A 21,547-nucleotide genomic window follows, 5' to 3' on the forward strand; every position below is an offset into this window, starting at 1 on the left:
GTGATCACCAGTAGAGCACCCGATACTTGATGCTGCCGCGGATGCGTCCGACCAGATTGCCGGTGACCCAGGCCCATTCGCCGCGGCGGCGCCGGGACCAGGCCCATGGCCACACCGGACACAGTCCGGCCACCACTCCGGCGTGCAGCACGAACCACCACCATTGCCGCCCGGGCGCACCATACTGTTTGGCGACCCGCGCTTCCTCCTGGCCGTAGTCGACGACCTGCGCGAAGGTTTCCCGGATGCCGGTTCGGTACCGGTAGGCGACCATGGCGTCGGGTGCGAAACCGAATGAGTACCCCGATGTCTGTACCCGCCAGCAGAATTCGACGTCCCCACCGGCATTCGGATAGGACTCGTCCCAGCCGCCCACCGCGTCGAAGACCTCCCGGCGAATGCCCAGGTTGCAGCCGAAGGTCATCGGCAGATGGCGACCGAGCAGCACCGGGCCGGTGGGGTCGGGCAACGCCCGCCAGGACGCCACGACCGGGTCGTTGAGGGTCTCCCGTTCCAGCGGCCCACCGATCAGGTCGGCGGTCGCCGCCGCGGTGACCATCGCGCGGAGCCAGCCCGGATGCACCGCATCATCCTGATCGCAGTAGACGATGAAATCGTGTACTGCGCTCCGGGTCCCGACATTGCGTGCATGTGAGGTTCCGGGAATGTCACTGGAATCGACCCACCGCAGACCGAGCGCCCCGACGAGTGGATGCTCGTCGAGATGACGACGGAGTCCGAGACTGCCCTCGTTGTCACTGACGATCACCTCAAACTCGCCGCGGTAGTCCTGGCGCGCCAGCGCTGCCAGCTGGACGTCGAGGTCGGGCAGGCCCGCGTAGTAGGCGATGACGACCGAGACGCCCAGCACCGCGCCGGGTCCCATCACCGCACCTGCCCGGTCACCGCTGCGTGACCGGCCGCGGTGCGTGCCGCGGACACGGTGAGGGTTCCGTCCGCGGCGACCGCGGCGTCCAGAACCCCGAGCAGCCGCGCGACGACCTCGCATGCGGTGGTCCGCTCGTACATCGCCGTCGGATACAGCAGGGTTCCCCGAATACCGCCGGGCGCCCGAATCCCATCCGGCCGATCGGCGCGCATCTCCAGCATGGTGAACTCCAGTTCGTGTTTGGCGACGGTATTCGCCAGGGGTTCGCGGGCGATCCGGACCGCACCGAGGTCGAATTCGTCGAGCCCGGTCGCCCCGACCTGTGCCTCCTGCACGATGAGGGTGCCGCCGAACAGCGGATGCCCGATCGGGCCTGCGGCATCACGGGTTCGTCCCGTTTCGGCGAGGAAGTCCGGAAGCGAGATATCGGGATGGGCGAGACCGTCGAACAACTGTCGCTGCACCTGTCCGGCGAGTTCGGCGAAGGTCCGCTCGTCCGCGGCATCCAGACGCATCGGCAGATCCTCGGCGAAGTTGCCGATCACACCGTCGAGCTGCGCCTGCGGCCGGTTCGCGTTGGCGGTCGCCACGCGGACATCCGGGTCGCCGGTCCGGTCGGCCAGGACGACGGCGAAGGCCGCTTGCAACACCGCAAACACGCTCACCCCCGACCGCTTGGCCAGCGCATCGATCGCCGCATGCGTCGATTCCCCGATGTCGAAGGTGACCGTGTCTCCCGCCGAATCCCAGACGGGGGCCTGCCACGACCGGTCGGCACAGAAATACGTACCGATCCCGACACCGTCGTCGTCGGATGCACCGGCCGGATCGAGAAGTCCGCGCCAGTAGTCGAGCTGACGCCGGAATTCGTCGGTGCGCCCCGACTCGTGCCCGAGGATCGCGGTGCGCCACCGCGCGTAGTCGGAGAACCGGACGGCAGGTTCGACGAGCTGCGGTGCCACCCCCGCGCTGCGGGCTGCGAAGGCGCCCAGCAGGTCTCGTGCCAGCACCGACATCGACTGGCCGTCCACACTCAGGTGATGAGTGACGAGCAGCAACACGTGGACGTCGTCGGCGATCCGCAACAGGTGCAGCTGTACCGGGGCCCAGTGTTCGACATCGATTCTGCGCCAAGCCAGATCGGTGAGGATGGCACCGACCTCATCGGCATCGACCGGACGCGGCGTCAGCCCCGCGCGCACCGTCGGGGAGAGCGAGGAGGTGGGCAACACGACCAGCTCCGGGCCGTGCCCACGGTCTCGATGGCAGGTCCGCAGCGCCTCATGCCGGTCGAGCACGTCGAGCACGGCCGAGGCCAGCGCCTCGGTGTCGAGATCACCGACGAAGCGCACCGCGACCGGCACATTCCAGTCCTGTCCGCGCCCGGCGCGGACCTCCTCCCAGATCCGGCGTTGCGCCGGTGCCAGCGGTGCGATCACCGGCAGCGGGGTCAGGGGCAGCGGGGTCAGGGGCAGCGGGGTCAGGGGCAGCGGGGTCAGGGGATCGCGAGGCGGATGGATCGGGTCGGCAGCGCGAACCAGTCGCGGCACACCCACCTCGACGGCACCGCCGGTGGCACCCAGTGCGTCGACGGCGGCGACGAAGTCGGCGAGGTCGACACTGTCGAAGAGCAGCCGCACCGGCACGCGGTGACCGAGTTCGGACTCCATCAGCGCCGACACCCGGGTCGCCGACAACGAGTTGCCGCCGAGGTCGAAGAAGCTGTCGGACATGCCGACCCGCGTGGCGCCGGTGACCTCGGCGACGATCCGCGCGGTCAGGGTTTCGAGTTCGGTCTCCGGCGCCAGGAAGGTCCGAGGCGTTTGCTGTGGTGCGGGCAGCCGGGCCCGGTCCACCTTGCCGTTGGCGGTGTACGGGAGCGCGTCCAGAACCTGGATCTGCGGGCGGAGATATCCCGGGAGCCGGGTGGCGACCTCGCGTTCGACGGTCTCGGCCCGCGTCTGAGTGCCGGTGACGTAGCCGACGAGCCGGTCGTCGGCGAGCACGATCACCACCGCGTCGGCCACGCCCCGACAGCACCGCAGCGCGGCCTCGATCTCACCTGGTTCGACCCGGAACCCGCGCACCTGCACCTGGTGATCGGTACGCCCGAGATAGACGAGATCGCCATCATGGTTATGGCGCACCAGATCTCCCGTCCGGTACATCCGTGAACCATCCACCGGGTCGGCGACGAAGGCCGCGGCCGTGCGCGCCGGGTCACCGTGGTAGCCGCGGGCCAACTGCACACCGCCGAGATAGAGTTCGCCTGCCACCCCCGGCGGAACCGGGTGCAGTCGGGCGTCGAGGACACGGGTGGTGACCGACGGTTGCGCGGATCCGATCGGCACCCGCGTACCGGCATGGCCGGCGACCTCGAATCCGGTAGCACTGACCGCACATTCGGTTGGTCCGTACAGGTTGTGCACCGCCGGCGCGGTGACCGCATCGTCGCGGAGTCGCGTCACCAGCTCGGCGGGCAACTCCTCGCCGATACAGAGGACGGTGCGCAGCGTCGACGGCAGCCGACCGGCATCCAGCAGCATCGACAGTGCGGACGGGACGGTGGGGAGCACGGTGATTCGCCGGTCCTCGAAGACCCGCAGCAGTTCCGCACCGTCACGTTCGATCCCTTCCTCGCCCAGTACGATCCGCGCCCCGGTCTGTAGTGGCCACCAGTACTCCCAGACCGACAGGTCGAAGCCGGGTGAGGTCTTGACGAGCACCGAGTCATCCGGTCCGATCCGATAGCGCTCCTGCATCCACCGCAGCTGTTCGCCGACGGCGCCATGGGACACGCTGACACCCTTGGGAGTTCCGGTCGAACCCGAGGTGAACAGGACATAGGCACAGTGATCGGGGTGCCGCAGCCGCTCGTCCGCACCGGCCGGGCCGCAGATGCCGGAGCCGAGTGCCACGAGACCGGGGTCGGCAGCATCGAGATAGCGCCGGGTACCGAAGACCTCGACGATGTCGCGGTCGCACTCGCCGGCACCCACCACGATGGCGGGGTCGGCGGTGGCCACGATCTGTGCGGCCCGCTCGCGAGCAGTGAGGTCGATCGGCACATAGGCCGCCCCGACGGCGGCGGTGGCATACATCGCGGTGACTTGGACGATCCCGCGAGCGGCGGTGATCGCCACCCTGTCCTCCGGCCCCACCCCCTGTCGACGCAGTACCCCGGCCAGCGCCTCGACCCGGTCGGCGAACTGCCGGTAGGTGAGTATCTGATCGCCGCAGACGATCGCCTGCGCGTCGGGTGTCCGGCTCACCTGGGCGGCGAAGCCGTCGGCCAATCCAGCCGAAGTCGACACCGGTGCCGACGCCGACGACGTCAGCTGCGCTCGTTCATCGACGGTGAGGATGTCGAGATCGCCGACCGCGGTGTGCGGTGTCGCCAGGATGCCCTCGAGGACCCGAACATACCGCGTGACCAGACCGGCGGCTGTCTCGGCATCGAAAAGGTCAGTGGCATAGACCAGCTGGCCGACGAGCCCCGTCGCCCCAGGGGCCGAATCCTCCGCGAGTGTCAGGTGCAGGTCGAATTCGGCGAGCTCGATGTCGTCGTCGACGGTCACCTCGACACCCGGCAGCGTGATCGTCATCGGGCCGAAGTTCTGGAACGAGAAGGCCACCTGGAACACCGGGTGGTGCGCGGACGACCGCGGCAGGCCGAGTTCCTCGACGACCCGGTCGAAGGGGATCAGCGCATCGGCGAACCCGTCGAGCGACGCGTCGCGAACCGTCGCCAGCGCATCGAGTGCGTCGGCACCGGCGTCGATCGTGGTGCGCAATGCGAGCATGTTCACGAACATGCCCACCACCGTGTCGAGGTCGGCTTCGCCCCGACCGGCGACCGGCGTCCCGATCACCACGTCGTGGTTGTCACCGATACGGCCGAGTAGGACAGCCAACGCGGTATGGGCGACCATGAACGGCGTCGCATTGTTACGGAAGGCGAAATCGTCCATCCGGGAACGGAGTCCGGTGTCGATGGCGAAGTCGACTCGGGCGCCGCGCCCACTGCGCCGGGCCGGACGGGGTCGGTCCACCGGCAGGTCGACGACCGGCGGCACGCCGTCGAGACGCTGACGCCGGCGTTCCAGCTGCGCGGCCGCATCACCGACCGGATCGTCGATCATGGCCCGCTGCCAGATCGCGAAGTCCGCATACTGCACCCTCGGTGTCGGACAGTTCACCTCGACGCCCTCGAGTCGCGCACCATAGTCGGCCGCCAGCTCACCGGCGAGGATACGGACCGATAGTCCGTCGGCGCCGATGTGATGCATCACGAGCACGACGACATGTTCTTGCGCACCCGATTCGGTGATCGTCATCAGCTGGGCACGCATTGGCGCGGCCACGGTGACGTCGAAGGTGCTGCGCACCAACGACCGCACCAGCTCGTCCACCTCGTCGGCGGAGACCGTCGCGACGTCGAGGCCGACGGCCGCCTGCGCCACCGGCAGGACGACCTGCTGCGGTCCGTCCGCCCCGTCGGGGTAGATCGTGCGCAACGACTCGTGACGGTCCACCAGACCGGCGAGTGCCGCCTCGAACGCACCGACATCGAGGTGCCCGCGGATGCGCAGCACGACCGGGATGTTCTCGGTCAGCGCGCTCGGGTCCAGACGGTTGAGGAACCACATCCGCTGCTGCGCCGGCGACAGCGGAATCCGTTCGGGCCGTGGCAATTGCCCCAGCAGCGGTCCGCACACCGGGGACGCCGCGGCCACCCGGACGGCCAGCGCCGCCGGGGTCGGCGCATCGAAGAGATCACGCACCGAGACGTCCCGACCACTGGCCGAGCGGATTCGAGCGGCCGCGCGGGCGGCGGTGAGCGAATTGCCGCCGGCCTCGAAGAAGTCGTCGACCAGCCCGATACGGGAACCGCCGAGCACGTCGGCGAAGACCTCGGCGACCAGTTGTTCGGTGTCGGTGACCGGCGCTACGTACCCGGCCGTGACGAAGACCGGGTCGGGCAACGAGCGATGGTCGACCTTGCCTGCGGCGGTCAGCCCGATCGCCTCGACCGGCATGATCACCGCCGGTACCGCGTGTGGAGGCAGCATGGTGCGCAGATGGTTCCGCAACAGGAGCAGCCCGGCGTCGTCCGCACCGACCTCGCTGCCGGTCCCCACCCCCGATTCGATCACAACCGGGTCGATGACAACGTGGGCGATCAGTGCGAGGGTGCCATCCGGACCGGGACGGCCGGTCACCACTGCCGCACGGACACTCGGATGGGTTCGGATCGCCGCCTCGACCTCGCCGACCTCGATCCGATGGCCGCGGATCTTGAGCTGCTGGTCGGTGCGACCCAGGTGGGTCAGCGAGCAGGAATCGGCAGCCACAGTCGTGACCCGGTCGCCGGTACGATAGCGCCGCGATCCAGGTGGGCCGTCCGGATCGGCCACGAACATCGACGCGGTCAGGCCCGGCCGTCGATGATAGCCACGGGCCAATCCGGCTCCGCTGATCTGCAATTCACCCGCCACCCCCGGCGGGGTCGCGCGCAAGGTGTCGTCGACGATCGCCAGGCCGGCGCCGATGATCGGGGTCCCGATCGTCACCGTATCGCCGGCGACCGCCGTGAGCGGACCCGCGAGGGTTGCCATCACGGTGGCTTCCGTGGGCCCGTATGCGTTGAAGAAGCGCTTGCCCAGGGCAATCCATCGTCGAGCGGTCGCGGGAGCACACGAGTCACCACCGACGATCAGCATCCGCAGCTCGGGCAGCGGGTCCGCTCCCCCCGGCCCCAGCTCGATCGTGTCGAGGGCCGCCGGGGTCAGGAACGCGCAGGTGACCGACTCGCGGCGGAGGAACCCGGCCAGTTCGTCGGACCCGTAGATGGTTCGCGGCGCGATGACGGTGCAGGCGCCGGCCGCGGCGGCCAGCACCAGTTCGAGGATCGTGGCGTCGAAACTCGGAGAGGCGAAATGCAATACGCGATCATCGGCGACCACGCCATGACGACGCTGCTCGGCCACGAAGGCGGCCACGCCGCGGTGGGTCACCGCAACGGCCTTGGGACGCCCGGTGGAACCCGAGGTGAAGATCAGATATGCCAGTTGGTCGGGGTGACGGGCGACGGGCAGTTCGTCCGGCGCGATCGGGGCCGCGGAAAGGCCGTCGAGTTCGGCGCGCACCGCCGCGTCGTCGATCACGACCGGCGATCCATCGATCAAGGTGTCACCCAGACCGACCGTCGACGAGGCGAATTCGGTCAGTAGCCGGTCACCGTCGAGGTCGGTCACCACGATGACGGCGCCCGAGTCGGTGAGCATGTGACCGATACGGTCAGCCGGATAGTCGGGGTCGACGGGCACGAAGGCCGCTCCGGTGGCGGCCACCGCGCGCATCGCCACGACCGCCGCCGCCGAACGCCGCAAGCACAGCGCGACAACCGTTTCCGGCCCTACCCCGCGGCGCAGCAGGAGGCGGGCCAGCCGATTGGACCGCGCCGCGACCTCATCGGCGCCGAGCTCTCGCCGGCTGCCGTCGTCGGCAATCTCCACCAGGCGATGACCCGGAGTGTCGAAGATCTCGTGCAATGTCCGCGGCGCCGGTGCCGGCCGCCGCGAGGACAGGGCGGCCAGGGCAACCCGCTCGTCGTCGGTGATCAGATCGAGATCGCGCAAGGGAACTTCGGGGTGGCGAACGACCTGCCGCAGCACGGTGCCGAACCGCGCCAGCAGCGCGGCGGCAGTGTCGCCGTGGTAGACCTCCGGCCGGTGCACGACGGCGATGTCGAAGCCACCGTCCTCGGTCGGGACCACGGTGAACTCCACATCGAATCGGGCAACCGGGACGTCGGGGCGGATGGCGGTGCCCATCGCACCGAGTCCACCGGCCGGGTGATCGTCACCGTCGAGCGTCAGAGTCACCGCGATCAGCGGGTGCCGAGATCCGGACCGCTCGATGCCGAGGTGATCGATGATCTCCTCGACGTCGATGTCGCCGTGTTCCAGTGCGGCGACCACGGTGTCGCGCACGGAACGCACCAGCGCGTCGAAACCGCGATACGGGTCGAGCACCGACCGCACGGGCAGTACCGAGACGAACATGCCGACCAGATCGGCGACCTCGGCTTCGAGTCGGCCGGCCGTCGGGGTGCCGATCACGACGTCCCGGCCTGCACCGGAAGCGCTCAGGGTGACCGCGAGAGCCGCGTGCAACACCGCGAAGACCGTGGCCTGGGCGTCCGCGGCCATCGCGCGCAGCGCCGATGCGGTGTCGGCCGGTAGGCGCAGGTGGTGCACCTGCGCCGGGACCTGGATGCCGAGGTCGGGTTCCGGACCGCTGCTGCGCGGCGCATCAGCCAGCTGGGTGCGCCAGTACTCGACATGGGCAGCGACGACAGACTGGGGATCGTCGGGACTGCCGAGGCGCCGCTCACGTCGCAACACATGGTCGGCGTACTGCAGTGGCAGCGGAGTCCAGTCGGGCGGGAGTCCCGCCGCACGCGCGGTGTAGGCACGGTGCAGGTCGGTGGCCAGGACTCGCAGCGACCAGCCGTCGGCCGCGATGTGGTGCACCGCCAGCACGACGACCGTCTCGACGTCGTCGTCCGCGACGAACACCCGCAACGGGAGGTCTTCGGTCAGGTCGAATCGCGCCGCCAGTGCGGCCCGCAGCAACTCGTCGTCCAATCGGTCGGCAGCACAGCGATCGGCAGCACAGCGATCGGCAACACAGGAGTCGGCAACACAGGAGTCGGCGGGCGCATGGACCAGCGCGTCGGCGTCGACGTCGGTCATCGCCAGGATGTCCTGCCGCGGCCCCGCCGACGAATCGGGATAGACCGTGCGCAGGATCTCGTGCCGCGCAAGGACATCGGCGACGGCGATGCGTAGTAGCGGACGATCGAGCCGAGCACCGAGGCGGACCGGCGCGACGATCACAAAGGCACTGGACTCCGGATTCATCCGGTTGTGCAGCCACATCTGGGTTTGGGCGGCGCCGAGCGGCAGTTGCGCCGGGCGAGCCACCTCGACGACGTCCAGTGTCTCCGCGACCGCGGCCGCGGCGGCCAACGCCGCGGGGGTCCGACCGTCGAAGACCGTGCGGACCGGCACCCACACACCGAGTTGTTCCGCGATGGCGGCGACCACCCGGGTGGCGACCAGCGAGTTGCCGCCCACGGTGAAGAAGTCGTCGTCGATGCCGACGTGCTCACCCAGCAGTTCACGGATGATGCGCAGCACCAACACTTCGGTTTCGGTCTCGGCGGCGCGGCCGTCGGTGGCTGCGGAGGCCTCCGGAGCGGGCAGTGCGGACCGATCGACCTTGCCACTGCTGGTCACCGGGAGCGCGGCGGCGATCAGGACATGGGTGGGCACCATGTGGTCGGGTAGCCGGGCGGCGACGAATGCGCGCAGCGCTGCCCCATCGACTCCGCCATCCCGCGCACCGGCCCCGACGACGTGGGCCACCAGTTGCGCCCCGGATCGCGGATCGTCATGCAGCACGACGATCGCCGAGGACACGGCGGGATGACTGGCCAGCGTCGCTTCGATCTCACCGAGTTCCACCCGTTGCCCACGGATCTTGACCTGGAAGTCGCTGCGTCCCAGGTAATCCAGCACCAGTCCGGGGTCACGCATATCGTGCGGCCGACGCCAGCGAACCAGATCGCCGGTGCGATACAGACGTTGCGAACCGCCCCACGGCGCGGCGACGAACCGGCTCGCGGTGAGGTCGGGACGCCCGAGATAGCCGCGGGCCAGTTGCACACCACCGAGGTACAACTCGCCGGTGACGCCGGGGGCCACCGGCCGCAGGCGCCTGTCGAGGACGTACACCTGGTTGCCTGCGGTGGGACTCCCGATGGGGATCGGCGGTGCGGCAACGACATCCGAGCCGACCTCGATCGCCGTCACATCGACGGCAGCCTCGGTCGGTCCGTACAGGTTGTGCAGCGTGGCCCGCGTACGCGCGGCGACTGCCGCAGCCGTGCCCGCACCCAAACTCTCACCACTGGTGAACATCAGGCGCAACGACGCCACGTCGGCGTCGGCGACCGGCGCGGCGAGGAAGGCGTCCAACATGGTGGGGACGAAATGGATCACCGACACCCGCTGCTCGGCGATCGTCTGTGCGAGGGCGCGCGGGTCGCGGTGCGCGTCGGGCGCCGCCAGTACGAGACGAGCTCCGGTCATCAACGGCCAGAACAGCTCCCAGACCGAGACGTCGAAGGTGACCGGCGTCTTCTGCAGCACCACGTCACCGGCGCCGATCGGGTGCCGGTCCTGCATCCAGCCGAGCCGGTTGACGATCGCCTCATGGGTGACGGCGACCGCCTTCGGGACACCCGTCGAACCGGAGGTGAACAGCACATACGCCGGATGTGACGGCAGCAGCGGCGCACTGCGGTCGGCGTCACTGACGACCCGGTCGTCGTGATCGGGGTAGTCCTGCGCCGGGTCGAGCAGACGATCGGCATAGACCTCGGGCACGACGCGGGCGAGTTCCGTCTCCCCGAAGATCAGCACCGGTTCGGTGATGGCGAGCATGTCGGCCAAGCGGGCGGGCGGCTGCGCCGGGTCGAGCGGGACGTAGGCACCGCCGGCGACAACGATCGCATGGATGGCAACCAGCATGTCGATGGACCGTGCGACGGCGACGGCGACCGTGCGCTCCGGGCCGACGCCCGCGGCGATCAGCATACGCGCGGTCCGGGCCACCCGCTGGTCGAAGTCGGGCACGGTGACGCGGGCATCGGCGTCCACGATGACTGCGGTCGCGCTGCGGGAACGTCCGGCCGCCAAGAGATCCGGCAAGGTCCGCAGGCAGGGATCGACGGGTCGTGCGACCGCCTCGGCCCACCGGCCGAGCAAGGTTGCCCGCTCCTCGACGGTGAGGACGTCGACGTCATGCACACGGATCCGTGGGTGTTCGACGATCGTGTGCAGCACGCGGGTGAGCATGTCCGCGAACCCGGCCACCGTGCCGTGGTCGAACAGATCGGTGGCGTAGGTCCACCGTGCGGCGACCATGCGGCCGGGTTCGTGAACCGGCGGCATGTCGACGGTGAGATGGAGATCGAAGCGGGCCGTTCCCGTGTCGATCGACACCGGGGTGGCACGTACCCCACCCGCGGCCAGGAGCCCCGGCTCCGGGTCGCCGAAGGCCAGCATCACCCCGAAGATCGGGTGATGGGCGCCCGCCCGATCGGCCTCGAATTCGTCGACGATCTCATCGAAGGGAATCTCGGCGTTGGCCTGCGCCGCCAGATCGACCCGGCGGACGGTGCCCAGAAAGTCCGCCGCGGTACGCATTGGGTCGACGTCGGTGCGCAGGACGACGGTCTCCACGAACATGCCGACCACGTCATCGAGCGCGCCGCTGCTACGGCCGGCCATCGGGGTGCCGATGACGATGTCGGTCCTACCCGTCAGCCGCGAGAGCGTAATCGCGAGCGCGGCATGGACGACATGAAACACCGATGCCCGGTGAGCCCGAGCGGCAGCTTCTACCGCGGCGACCAGCGCGGCGTCGAATCCGAACTCGACCGTGGCGCCGCGGTGGGTCGGATGTGCCGAGCGCGCCCGGTCGGCGGGCAACTCCAGTGGTCCGGGGAGATCAGCCAGCGTCCGGCGCCAGAACTCCATCTGGCGGCTGATGCTCGGGTGGCGATCGATGCCCTCGGTATCGCCGAGCATCCGCGCCTGCCACAGCGCATAGTCGGCGTACTGCACGGCCGGCGAGGTGGGCGGCATGATCCCGGCGTATCCGGCGAGAAGGTCGGCCGTGAGCAGCCGAATCGACCAGCCGTCGGCCGCGATGTGATGGACGACGAGGACCAGCACGTACTGGTCGGACGAAAGCCGGAACAGTCGCAGTCGCAGCGGAATTCGGTCACCCAGCGAGAATCCCTGCGCGGCGGCCGAGGTGACGAGTTCACCGATGCCGACCTCCGGTGCGACCGTCGGCCCGGTGAGCGCGGTGAGGTCGATGTCGGCGTCGGCCAGGGCGTCATCGGTCGTGACGATCCGCTGGTAGGGCACACCGCCGATCACCGGGTAGGTGGTGCGCAGGATCTCGTGTCGGTCCAGTACGTAGCGCAGCGCACGGATCAGTGCATCGGCGGCCAACTCGCCGTCGACGTGCAATGCCAGCGGCAGGTTGTAGCGGCCGGTCTCCGGTTCGAGTTGTTCGAGTAGCCACATCCGGCGCTGCGGGCGCGACAGCGGCAGGTCCGCCGGGCGGGCGGCGGCGAGTATCTGCGGCCGACCGCCGACCGCGGTCGTCGCGTCGATCCGGTCTGCGAGTGCCCCGACCGTGGGGGTGTCGAAGACCGCGCGGACCGGTAGCTCCACGCCGAGCGTGTCGGCGATGCGTGCCGAGAGCCGCGCGGCGAGAAGGGAATTCCCACCGAGATCGAAGAAGTCGTCGGTCAGGCCGATCGGTGAGTCCGTTTCCCCGGATCCCCGGGCGGCGATGAGTTCGTCGAGGAGGGCGACCAGCGTGCGCTCGGTCGGGGTCTGGGGCGCCACGTGCGCGCGTTCGAGTCGCGGCGGGTTCGGCAACGCCCTGCGGTCGACCTTGCCGTGGATACCGAGCGGCAGCTCGGCGAGCACCACGACCTGGGTGGGCACCATGGCAGCGGGCACCCGCGCACGCAGGTCGTCCAGCACCGCGTCCGGGTCGAAGCCGGCGGGCTTGGCGGCCGCGGTTGGTTCCGCAGGTACGAGATAGGCGATGAGCTTCTCCCCATGTGCCGCAACCACGGCGGCGGCGACGCGCTCGTCGAGTCCGAGCGCCGATTCGATCTCACCGAGCTCGATCCGCTGGCCTCGGATCTTGACCTGGAAGTCGTTGCGTCCCATAAATTCCAGCTGCCCCGACCCGGTGATGCGGGCCAGGTCGCCGGTGCGATAGAGCCGGCCGCCGCCCCCGTCCGGGTCGGCGACGAACCGATCAGCGGTCAGATCCGGACGTCCGGCGTAGCCGCGCGCGAGTTGCACGCCGCGCAGATAGAGTTCGCCGACGACGCCGCGCGGCACCTGGTGCAGGCGCGCGTCGAGGATCAGCGTCGCGCAGTCGTCGACCGGCCTCCCGATCGGCACGGATCCGCCTGTCGAACTGTCGGTTTCGCATCGATGGGCGGTGATACCCACCGCGGCCTCAGTCGGACCGTACAGGTTGAACACCGTGGCGCCCAGTACGTCCGTAGCACGCATCGCGGTCGCCGAACCGAGCGTCTCACCGATGCACAGGACGCGCCCCAGGTCGTGACGGGCCCCACGGCCGACCAGGTCATCGCGTGCGTCCAGGTCACGGCAGGCCTCCAGGTGCGCATCGAGCAAGCTCGGCACGAAATGCGCGGCGGTCACCCGGTGACGGGCCATCAGCTCCGCCAGGTAGCGCGGATCGCGATGTCCGACGGGCTCGGCCAGTACGAGCCGGGCGCCGTTGATCAGCGGCCAGAACAGTTCCCACACCGAGAGGTCGAAGGTCAACGGGGTCTTGAGGACCAGGGTGTCCTCCGGTCCGACCGGGAAAGCCACCGATTTCCACCGGAGTTGGTCAGCGATCGCACGATGCGAGACGGCGACGCCCTTGGGAGTGCCCGTCGACCCCGACGTGTAGATCACGTAGGCGGCATTCGCCGGCCGGAGCGGCAGGCCACGGTCGGCGTCGGTCACCGGCCGACAATCGGCGGACACCGCCGTGGCTACGGTTACATCGAGTACCGGGAGCGACGGACCGGCAAGCCGGGTGTCGTCCTCCGACGCCACCAGGAGCAACGACGGCGTACCGGATCCGAGCACCATCCGGTTCCGTTCGAGCGGGGCGTCGGGGTCGATCGGAATATAGACGCCGCCCGCACACAACACGGCCAGCACCGCCTCGACCATCGGCGTCGAGCGCCGAATGGCCACGGCCACGCGCACTTCCGGCCCGACCCCGGCTGCGATCAGTCGATGCGCCAGTGCATGGACCCGGTCCCCCAGCTCCCGATAGGTGACGACGCGTTGCCCGACCCCACCATCGACGGTGAGTGCGATCTCATCGGCATAGCAGGTGAAGGCACCCTCCAGCAGCGCGGTCAGGGTGGTCTCGGCGCGGCCGGAAGAACGACCGGTCAGCACCCCGGTGCCGACAGACGGCGCCAGTTCGCCGACCGCGCGCGGTCCGGCTTCGGGCAGCGCCGACAGCAGCTCGACGAACAGGGTGTGCCATCGTTCGATGGTGCTGCGGTCGAACAGATCCCGGTCGTAGTCCCAGTGCACCCGGATCGACGGCTCCATCGTTCCCGACGTAGGCTCTGCCTCCAGCAACGTCAGATGCAGATCCGATTTGGCCACGCCGAGCGAGGGTTCGAGCACCTCGACGTCGAGGCCGTCGAGGGTGAAACCCATCGACCCGAGGTTCTGATAGGAAAAGCCGACCTGGAACAGCGGATGCTGGGCCGCCGAGCGACGTGGCGCCATCTCCTCGACCAACCGATCGAAGGGGATGTCGGCGTGTTCGAAGGCGGCCAGGTCGGTGTCACGAACCTGCGCGAGGAAGTCGGTGAACGGCTGATCGGGGTGCACCCGGGTACGCAAGACGACGGTGCCGACGAACATGCCGACGAGGTGGGTGAGGTGACGGTGGCCGCGGCCGGCGACCGGTGTGCCGACCGAGATATCCGTGCTGCCGCTGAGCCGGGCCAGGGTCAGTGCCAAGGCGCTGTGCGCCACCATGAACGGCGTCGTCCCGGTCGTCGCGGCCAGCTCGCGTACACGCGCGGTGAGCGCAGGTGTGAGGTCCGCGCGCAGTTCACCGCCGCGTCCGCCTGCCCGGGCCTGCCGGGCGCGGTCAGTGGGCAAGGTCAGCAATTCCGGTAGCCCGGCGAGCTGGGTGCGCCAATAGTTCAGTTGTGCAGCCATCCGCGAATTACCGTCTGCGCCATCACCCATCAGGTCTCGATGCCAGCGGGTGTAGTCCCGGTAATCGACCGGCAGCGGTTCCCAGCCAGGAGCGTGACCGCGGATGCGGGCGTGGTAGGCGAGCGCGAGGTCTGCGGCCAGCGGTGCCGTCGACGAGCCGTCGGCGGCGATGTGATGGGCGACGCAGATCAGGATGTGATCGTCGTCGGCGATCCGCAACAGACGCACGACCAGGGGTATCTGGGTGGCGACATCGAAAGCGGTGGTGGCCAGCTCGGCGATCCGGGCATCCAGGCCGCCGGTGGTGACCTGCTCCGGGGTGAGGATGCCGGACAGGTCGACGTCACCGACCGGACGTACCTGCTGCACCGGCCCGTCCGGACCGTTCGGGTACATCGTGCGTAGCGTGTCGTGACGTTCGACGACGTCGGTGATGGCCGCGAGCAGCGCCGTCGATCGCAGTCGCCCGCGCAACCGCAGGGCCAGCGGGATGTTGAAAATCGCCGAGGCGCTGTCCATCTGATTGACGGCCCACATCCGGGCCTGCTGCGACGACACCGGCACGTCGTTCGGTTCGTCGCCCACACGACGCCTCAGCGGCGGGATCGGGCGCGCCGCCGGTTCGGTCAGCCGCTGCGCGAGCTCGCGCACGGTCGGCGATTCGAAGACCCACCGGACGGGCATTTGCGTGCCTGTCTCCTCGGCGAGCAGGGTGACCAACCGGGTGGCGGTCAGCGAGTTGCCGCCCAGGGCGAAGAAGTCGTCGTCGCGTCCCACCGAATCGAACGGCACGCCCACGCATATCGAGAAGGCATGCGCCACCGACGTTTCACCAGCATCGGCCGGTGCCACATAGCCGACGGTGCGCACCTGTGGGGCGGGTAGCGCGGCACGGTCGAGTTTTCCGGAGGTGGTCAGCGGGATGGTTTCCAGCCGGACGAAATCGCCGGGCACCAGATGGTCGGGCAGTTCGGCCCGCATGTGATCGCGAATGTCCCCAACGTCGGCGGTGCCGGTGTAGTAGCCGACCAACATCCGTTGCGCGGCAGCGGTCGAGCACAACTCGGTGACCGCGAATTCGACGCCCGCGACCGTGGCCAGTACCGCGTCGATCTCCCCGAGTTCGATGCGGAAGCCGCGGATCTTGACCTGCCGGTCCGCGCGGCCCCGAAATTCCAGTTCCCCGGAATGGTTCCACCGCACCAGGTCGCCGGTCCGGTAGAGCCGGCCGCCGGGCAGCCCGTAGGGATCGGCGACGAACCGCGACGCGGTGAGCGGGTACCGCCGGTGATAGCCCAGTCCGACCCCCACGCCACCCAGATACAGTTCGCCGGTCGCCCCGAGGGGCGCCGGTTGCAGCCTGCGGTCGAGAACAACCGCGGTGGCACCGGCGATCGGATTGCCGACGGGCACCTCCCCGGCAATCCGCAGCGGCCCGGCCAGCGTCGCCATCACGGTGGCCTCGGTCGGACCGTATGCGTTGAACATGCGGCGGCCGGGCGCCCAGCGGCTCACGAGTTCCGGCGGGCACGCCTCGCCTCCGACGATCACCGTGTGCAGGTCAGGTAGGTCGTCGGCAGGCACCGAGGCCAGCGCGGACGGCGTCAGGAAGGCATGGGAAATCCGTTCCGCACGTAGGATCGACGCCAGTTCGGCACCGCCGTAGATGTCGGGGGGCACCACCACGAGAGTCGCACCGGAAGCCAGCGCGAGCAGCAGCTCCAGCACCGCGGCGTCGAAACTCGGTGACGCGAAATGTAAGGTCCGCGCGCCGGGACCGACTCCGTAGCGCCGGATCTGCTCGAGGGCGAACGATGGCAAACCGCGATGGGAGATCACCACCCCCTTGGGCATTCCGGTGGATCCGGAGGTGTAGATCAGGTAGGCCGCGTCGTCGATGCGCAGCGGCCGGATGCGCTCGGCGTCGGTGATCGGTTCGGCGGCAGCGTGTCGCATCTCGGCCCGCACCGCGTCGTCGTCGACGGCCAGCCAGGCGATGTCGGCCGTGTGCGTACCGCCGAGGTGACCGCCGGACAGGTGTGCGAGTTCGGTGATGCCCACCCGCACGGCGCTGTCGGTGAGTAGGTAGTCGATCCGTTCAGCGGGCGATGCCGGATCGATCGGCACGAACGATCCGCCGGCCGCCAGCACGGCCAGTTCGGCGGTCACCGAGTTCAAGCCGCGCCGCAGCAGGGTCGCGACACCGACACCCGGACCCACCCCGGCACCGATCAGCACCCGCGCCAACCGCGAGATGCGTTCGGTCAGTTCGCGGTAGCCGAGCGTCACCTCATCGGCCACCAGGGCGGTGACTTCCGGGGTTCGCGCGGCGACGCGGTAGAGCAGATCCGGCAACGGCATCGCCTGCGCGGCTTGTGGTCCGCGGGCCGGAACCCGTTGGCTCCACTCGTCATCGGTGAGCGCTCGCAGTCCGGTCACCGCCGATGTCGCCTGCGCACGCACCAGATTGGCGAGTACGGTGAGGAAGCGGTCACGGTGGGCGGCCAGATCGACGTCCGGGTAGGCCGCGGCGTTGCCCTCGAGATCGATGCGCAGTTGCCCCGCACCCGTGTACACCGTGAAGGCGACGTCCTCGGTCGGGCCGGTGCTGAGGATATAGCTGTGCCCGGTACACGCACCCAGGCGCACCTGGTCACGGAAGACCATGACGTTGATGGCCGGCCCGAAGAATCCGCGGCTTGCTCCCATCGGCGCGGCGCCGCCGTCCCGGAGCATGTCCTCGAAGCGATAGCGCTGATGGCGCAGCGCACCGCTCAACTCGGTTGTCACCGCACGCACCAGACCGATCACAGTGGTGTCGGCCGCCAGCGTGCATCGGATGGGCACGACGTTGGAGACCATGCCGCCCGAGCGGCGGAGCACGGCGTTGGTGCGCGCCGACACCGGCAGGCTCAGCACCACGTCGTCGCGCCCCGCGGCCCGGCCGGTGTACAGCGCGGCGGCCGCACTGACCACCGCGGCGACAGTCACCTGGTGCTCGGCACAAAAGGATTCGACGTCGGCGCACAGGTCCGCGTCGAGTGGGCCACCCACCGTCCGCGACCCGGCTCCCGCACCGGCGGTTGGATCGGCGAGCCGGATCGGGTCGGGCAGGGCCGCCATTCGTTCGGCCCAGTGTCGACGGTCGGTCTCGAAGCGGGTGGACGATCGGTAGGTGAGGTCGTCGGCGTAGAGGTCCGCCAGCGTCCCCGCGCGCGTCGCCGGTACCGGCACACCTTCGGCGTTGGCGTTGTACACCTCGACCATGCGCTCGATGAAGCGTGACGCACCGTAGCCGTCGAGCAAAATGTGGTGCACCCGCGTGTACCAGAACCATCGTTGCTCGGCGATTCGCACGATCGCGGATTCGATCAGCCGGTCGGCGAACAGGTCCAGCGGCGCCCGGAACTCGTCGTCCATCCATCGCCGGGCGGCCGCCTCCGGATCGGGATGGCCACGGAAGTCGAGTACGAGCATCTCATCGCGCAGCGCGTCGTCGAAGTACTGAACGGGCTCACCCGCGCTCGTACCGGCGGCTGCGGCGAGCCGGTCGTCGGCGGGTAGCAGACGAACCATCGCGGTGCCGAATTCCCGGGCGACCTGCCGTCCGACCGTACGCAGCAGATCCTCATCGAGTTCGCCGGCGATGTCGACGTATTGGGCGATCGAGATCGGGGTCTGCGGCATCAACTGCTGGGCGAACCAGATGCTGCGCTGCGCTGCCGAGAACGGCACCACGAGGTCGGCGACCTCGCCATCCGTCACACCGCTGGTGTTCGCAGCGCGGATCTCGTTGATCGTCAATGTAGTTCAGCTCTTCTGGACGGATCGGGGCGCGGTGGTCGGCATGCTGTCCGCATGTCGCGCCCCGAGTGCGAAACGGGCAGCTCAGCCCACTCCCCTCGAAGGTCGACGGTGAGCGCGGCGAGTCCGATGCGATCACGCTCGCGCGCGGTCGATCGTCTACAGTGAGCAGGCCGCACCGAGATCGGATTGGCTTGCCTAACTTAGCACAGGCTAACCTCTCCGTTAGGAGTGCTACCTAGTCCAGGAGATCGGGCCCAGCACCCTCGCGACACCAGTGCGCAGACACGACGATGCCGAGCTGAGGAATACTGTTGAACGCTCCCGCCACCGTCGGCTTCCAGCCCGCCGTGCAGGTCGTCGACCTGCACAAATCCTTCGACGACGTACACGCCCTGCGCGGCATCGGCTTCGAGGTCGGACGTGGCACCGTGCTGGGCATCCTCGGTCCCAACGGTGCGGGGAAGACCACACTCGTCGACGTGCTGTGCACACTGACACAGCCCGATTCCGGATCTGCGGTCGTCGCCGGACATGACATCGTCGACAACCCGGCCGGCGTGCGCGAGTCGATCTCGATGACCGGGCAGTACGCCGCGCTCGACGAAACCCTCGGCGGGCGTGACAACCTCATCTTCTTCGGCCGGATGCTCGGCCTGCGCCGACGAGCCGCCCAGGCACGCGCCGACGAGCTGCTGGAACTCTTCGAACTGACCTACGCCGCCAAACGGCCCGTCTACGCCTACTCCGGTGGCATGCGCCGCAGGCTCGACATCGCCTGTGGCCTCCTCGTCGAACCGTCCGTGGTGTTCCTCGACGAACCGACCACCGGCCTCGACCCCCGCAGCAGACAGGCCGTGTGGTCGCTGGTGGAAGCACTCAAGGCGGAGGGCATCACCACACTGCTCACCACCCAGTACCTCGAAGAGGCGGACCGGCTCAGCGACAACATCATCGTGCTCGACCGTGGGCAGGTGGTCGCCGAGGGGTCGGCCGACGCCCTCAAACAGAAAGTCGGCGGAACCTACTGTGCGGCCGTGCTCGTCGACGACGGACGCACCGGCGAACTCTGCACCCTGCTCGCTCGCGAACTCGGACCCGAGCACCGGGTCGGCGTCGCAGGCCCGACGACGGTGACGATGACCGCACCGGACGGGGTGGACACCATGGCCGAGGTCATCGGCATCGCCCGGGCGGCCGGCATCGGCCTGGCCGACCTGGGTCTGCGCAATCCCTCGCTCGACGACGTGTTCCTGACCCTCACCGGGGACATCCCCGCCGCGGACTCCGACCGATGACGACGACCGGAACCACACGCCGGCTGGCCTGGCCGGACCTGCGTGACCCGATGGTCGGCGCCACCGGCGCGCCGTTCGTTCGCCAATGGGTGACGATGACCGGTCGCGCCGTCCGATCCGCGCACCACGAGGGTGAATTCATGATCGCGGTGATCATGCCCATCGTCTTCGCCCTGGGCTTCTACCTCCCGCTGCGGCTCATCATGGCCGACCGCGGTATCGACTACGCCCAGTTCCTGATGCCGATCATCGTGCTGCAGTCGGTGGCCTTCACCGCGGTCGCGGCCGCACAGCGCGCCACCCTCGACAAGCTGCGCGGGATGAACCGACGGTTGGCATCGATGCCGGTCCGGCCGCTCGTCCCGCTCACCGCCCGCATGAGCACCTCGGCCATCCGTTCGTTCATCTCGGTCACCGCAGCACTGATCTTCGGTGCGCTACTCGGCTTTTCCTTCGACGGGGGCTTCCTCGACACCCTCGGCTTCCTGAGCTTCGCCCTCGGCGTCGGCTTGGTCCTCGCGATCGGCGCCGACTCCCTAGGCCTCCTCACCCGCGGACCCGAGGCGACCTCCCAACTGCTCGCCCTACCTCAGCTGGTGCTGGGGCTCCTCTCGACGGGTTTCGTCCCCGAGTCGGGCTTCCCCGAGTGGGCACAGCCCTTCGCCCGCAACCAACCGATCTCGCATTTCGCCTCCACCATGCGGGAATTGGCCGCCGGTGAGCCGACCCTGGCCACCGCGACACCCGCACTGATCTGGCTGGGCGCCCTCGCGGTCGCCTTCCTCGCACTGGCTCACCACACCCAAATCCATCGGCGGCTCTACCCATGACCCGATCGCAACCACACCCCGGCGTCGACACCGCGCTCACCTTTGCGTCCCGGCCGGCCTGGACGCCGGAGAGCACGACGCGGGCGCTCCTGCGCGGGTCCGCGTTGCAGGCCCAGCGCATCGTCGTCAAATGGTCCAAAGACCCGGCGACGCTCCTTCAATCGCTGCTGTTCCCGTCGCTCATGGTGCTGCTGTTCTGGCTGGTGCTCGATCGCTCGGTGAGCGAACACACCGGTACTTCCAGCGTTTTCGGCATGGTGCCGATGGTGGCACTGGTCGGCGCGATGTCCGGGGCGTCCATCAGCGGCCTCGGGTTGCGACGCGAACGTACCTCCGGACTCCTCACCCGAATGTGGGTGCTCCCCGTCCATCGGGCGTCGGCGATGGTCGGCCGACTTGCGGCCGAAGCGATTCGGATCGTCGTCACGGTCGCCGCGGTACTCGGCGTCGGGACGATCATCGGGTTTCGCATCGAGACAGGCATACCCGGCGCCCTCGCGATCATCGGCGTCACCCTGATGTTCGGTCTCTCGTTCTCGGTGATGGTGACCGCGATGGCGTTGCTCTCCCGCGACTCCCACATCGTGGAATGGACCGCGGTAGCCACCAACCTCGCGATGTTCTTCAACACCGGATTCGTACCGGCGCAGGCATATCCGTCGTGGCTGCGCCCGATCGTCGAGTATCAGCCGCTCAGCTGCGCGGTCGACGCGATCGCCGGTCTGGCCACCGGCGGCGCGGTCGCCGGACCGATACAGTGGACCGCCGGATGGTCGGCCGCGCTGCTGATCGCATTCTTCCTGCCCACGCTGCGCGGGTACCGCCGCGCCGCGACCCGCGGCTGAG

Annotated in this window: 5 protein-coding genes; 3 read left to right on the plus strand and 2 right to left on the minus strand. The window is 69.1% G+C overall.

The genetic code is table 11. The annotated features are described in order from the left end of the window. Positions 1-4: 4 nt before the first annotated feature. Complete coding sequence (locus tag QSJ18_RS08870) at positions 5-886, minus strand: glycosyltransferase family 2 protein (protein WP_286326019.1); 882 nt, start codon at positions 884-886, stop codon at positions 5-7. Next, positions 886-18,573 (minus strand): non-ribosomal peptide synthetase, encoded by a 17,688-nt coding sequence (locus QSJ18_RS08875; protein WP_286326021.1) that lies wholly within the window; start codon positions 18,571-18,573, stop codon positions 886-888. The genes QSJ18_RS08870 and QSJ18_RS08875 overlap by 1 nt, the downstream gene beginning before the upstream one ends. Positions 18,574-18,887: 314 nt before the next feature. Here QSJ18_RS08875 and QSJ18_RS08880 point away from each other — a divergent pair, with 314 nt between their 5' ends. From QSJ18_RS08880 to QSJ18_RS08890, 3 genes are read left to right on the plus strand one after another with little or no spacing between them, the layout of a single operon-like run. Then, positions 18,888-19,871, plus strand: a complete 984-nt coding sequence (locus QSJ18_RS08880) for an ATP-binding cassette domain-containing protein (RefSeq protein ID WP_286326022.1) — start codon at positions 18,888-18,890, stop codon at positions 19,869-19,871. Continuing rightward, positions 19,868-20,701: an ABC transporter permease gene (locus QSJ18_RS08885; RefSeq protein ID WP_286326023.1), complete on the plus strand. Its 834-nt coding sequence runs from the start codon at positions 19,868-19,870 to the stop codon at positions 20,699-20,701. Before QSJ18_RS08880 ends, QSJ18_RS08885 begins: the two co-directional genes overlap by 4 nt. Beyond that, positions 20,698-21,546: an ABC transporter permease gene (locus QSJ18_RS08890; protein WP_286326024.1), complete on the plus strand. Its 849-nt coding sequence runs from the start codon at positions 20,698-20,700 to the stop codon at positions 21,544-21,546. Before QSJ18_RS08885 ends, QSJ18_RS08890 begins: the two co-directional genes overlap by 4 nt. Position 21,547: the final 1 nt, after the last annotated feature.

It is taken from the genome of Gordonia heveisoli (genome assembly GCF_030315745.1).
In the GTDB taxonomy this organism is placed as follows: domain Bacteria; phylum Actinomycetota; class Actinomycetes; order Mycobacteriales; family Mycobacteriaceae; genus Gordonia.

What these genes read in the sequence shown, in the direction of transcription:
- QSJ18_RS08870 (WP_286326019.1), bottom strand. Translation starts at nt 886, where the DNA reads ATGGGACCCGGCGCGGTGCTGGGCGTCTCGGTCGTCATCGCCTACTAC.
- QSJ18_RS08885 (WP_286326023.1), top strand. Translation starts at nt 19,868, where the DNA reads ATGACGACGACCGGAACCACACGCCGGCTGGCCTGGCCGGACCTGCGT.
- QSJ18_RS08890 (WP_286326024.1), top strand. Translation starts at nt 20,698, where the DNA reads ATGACCCGATCGCAACCACACCCCGGCGTCGACACCGCGCTCACCTTT.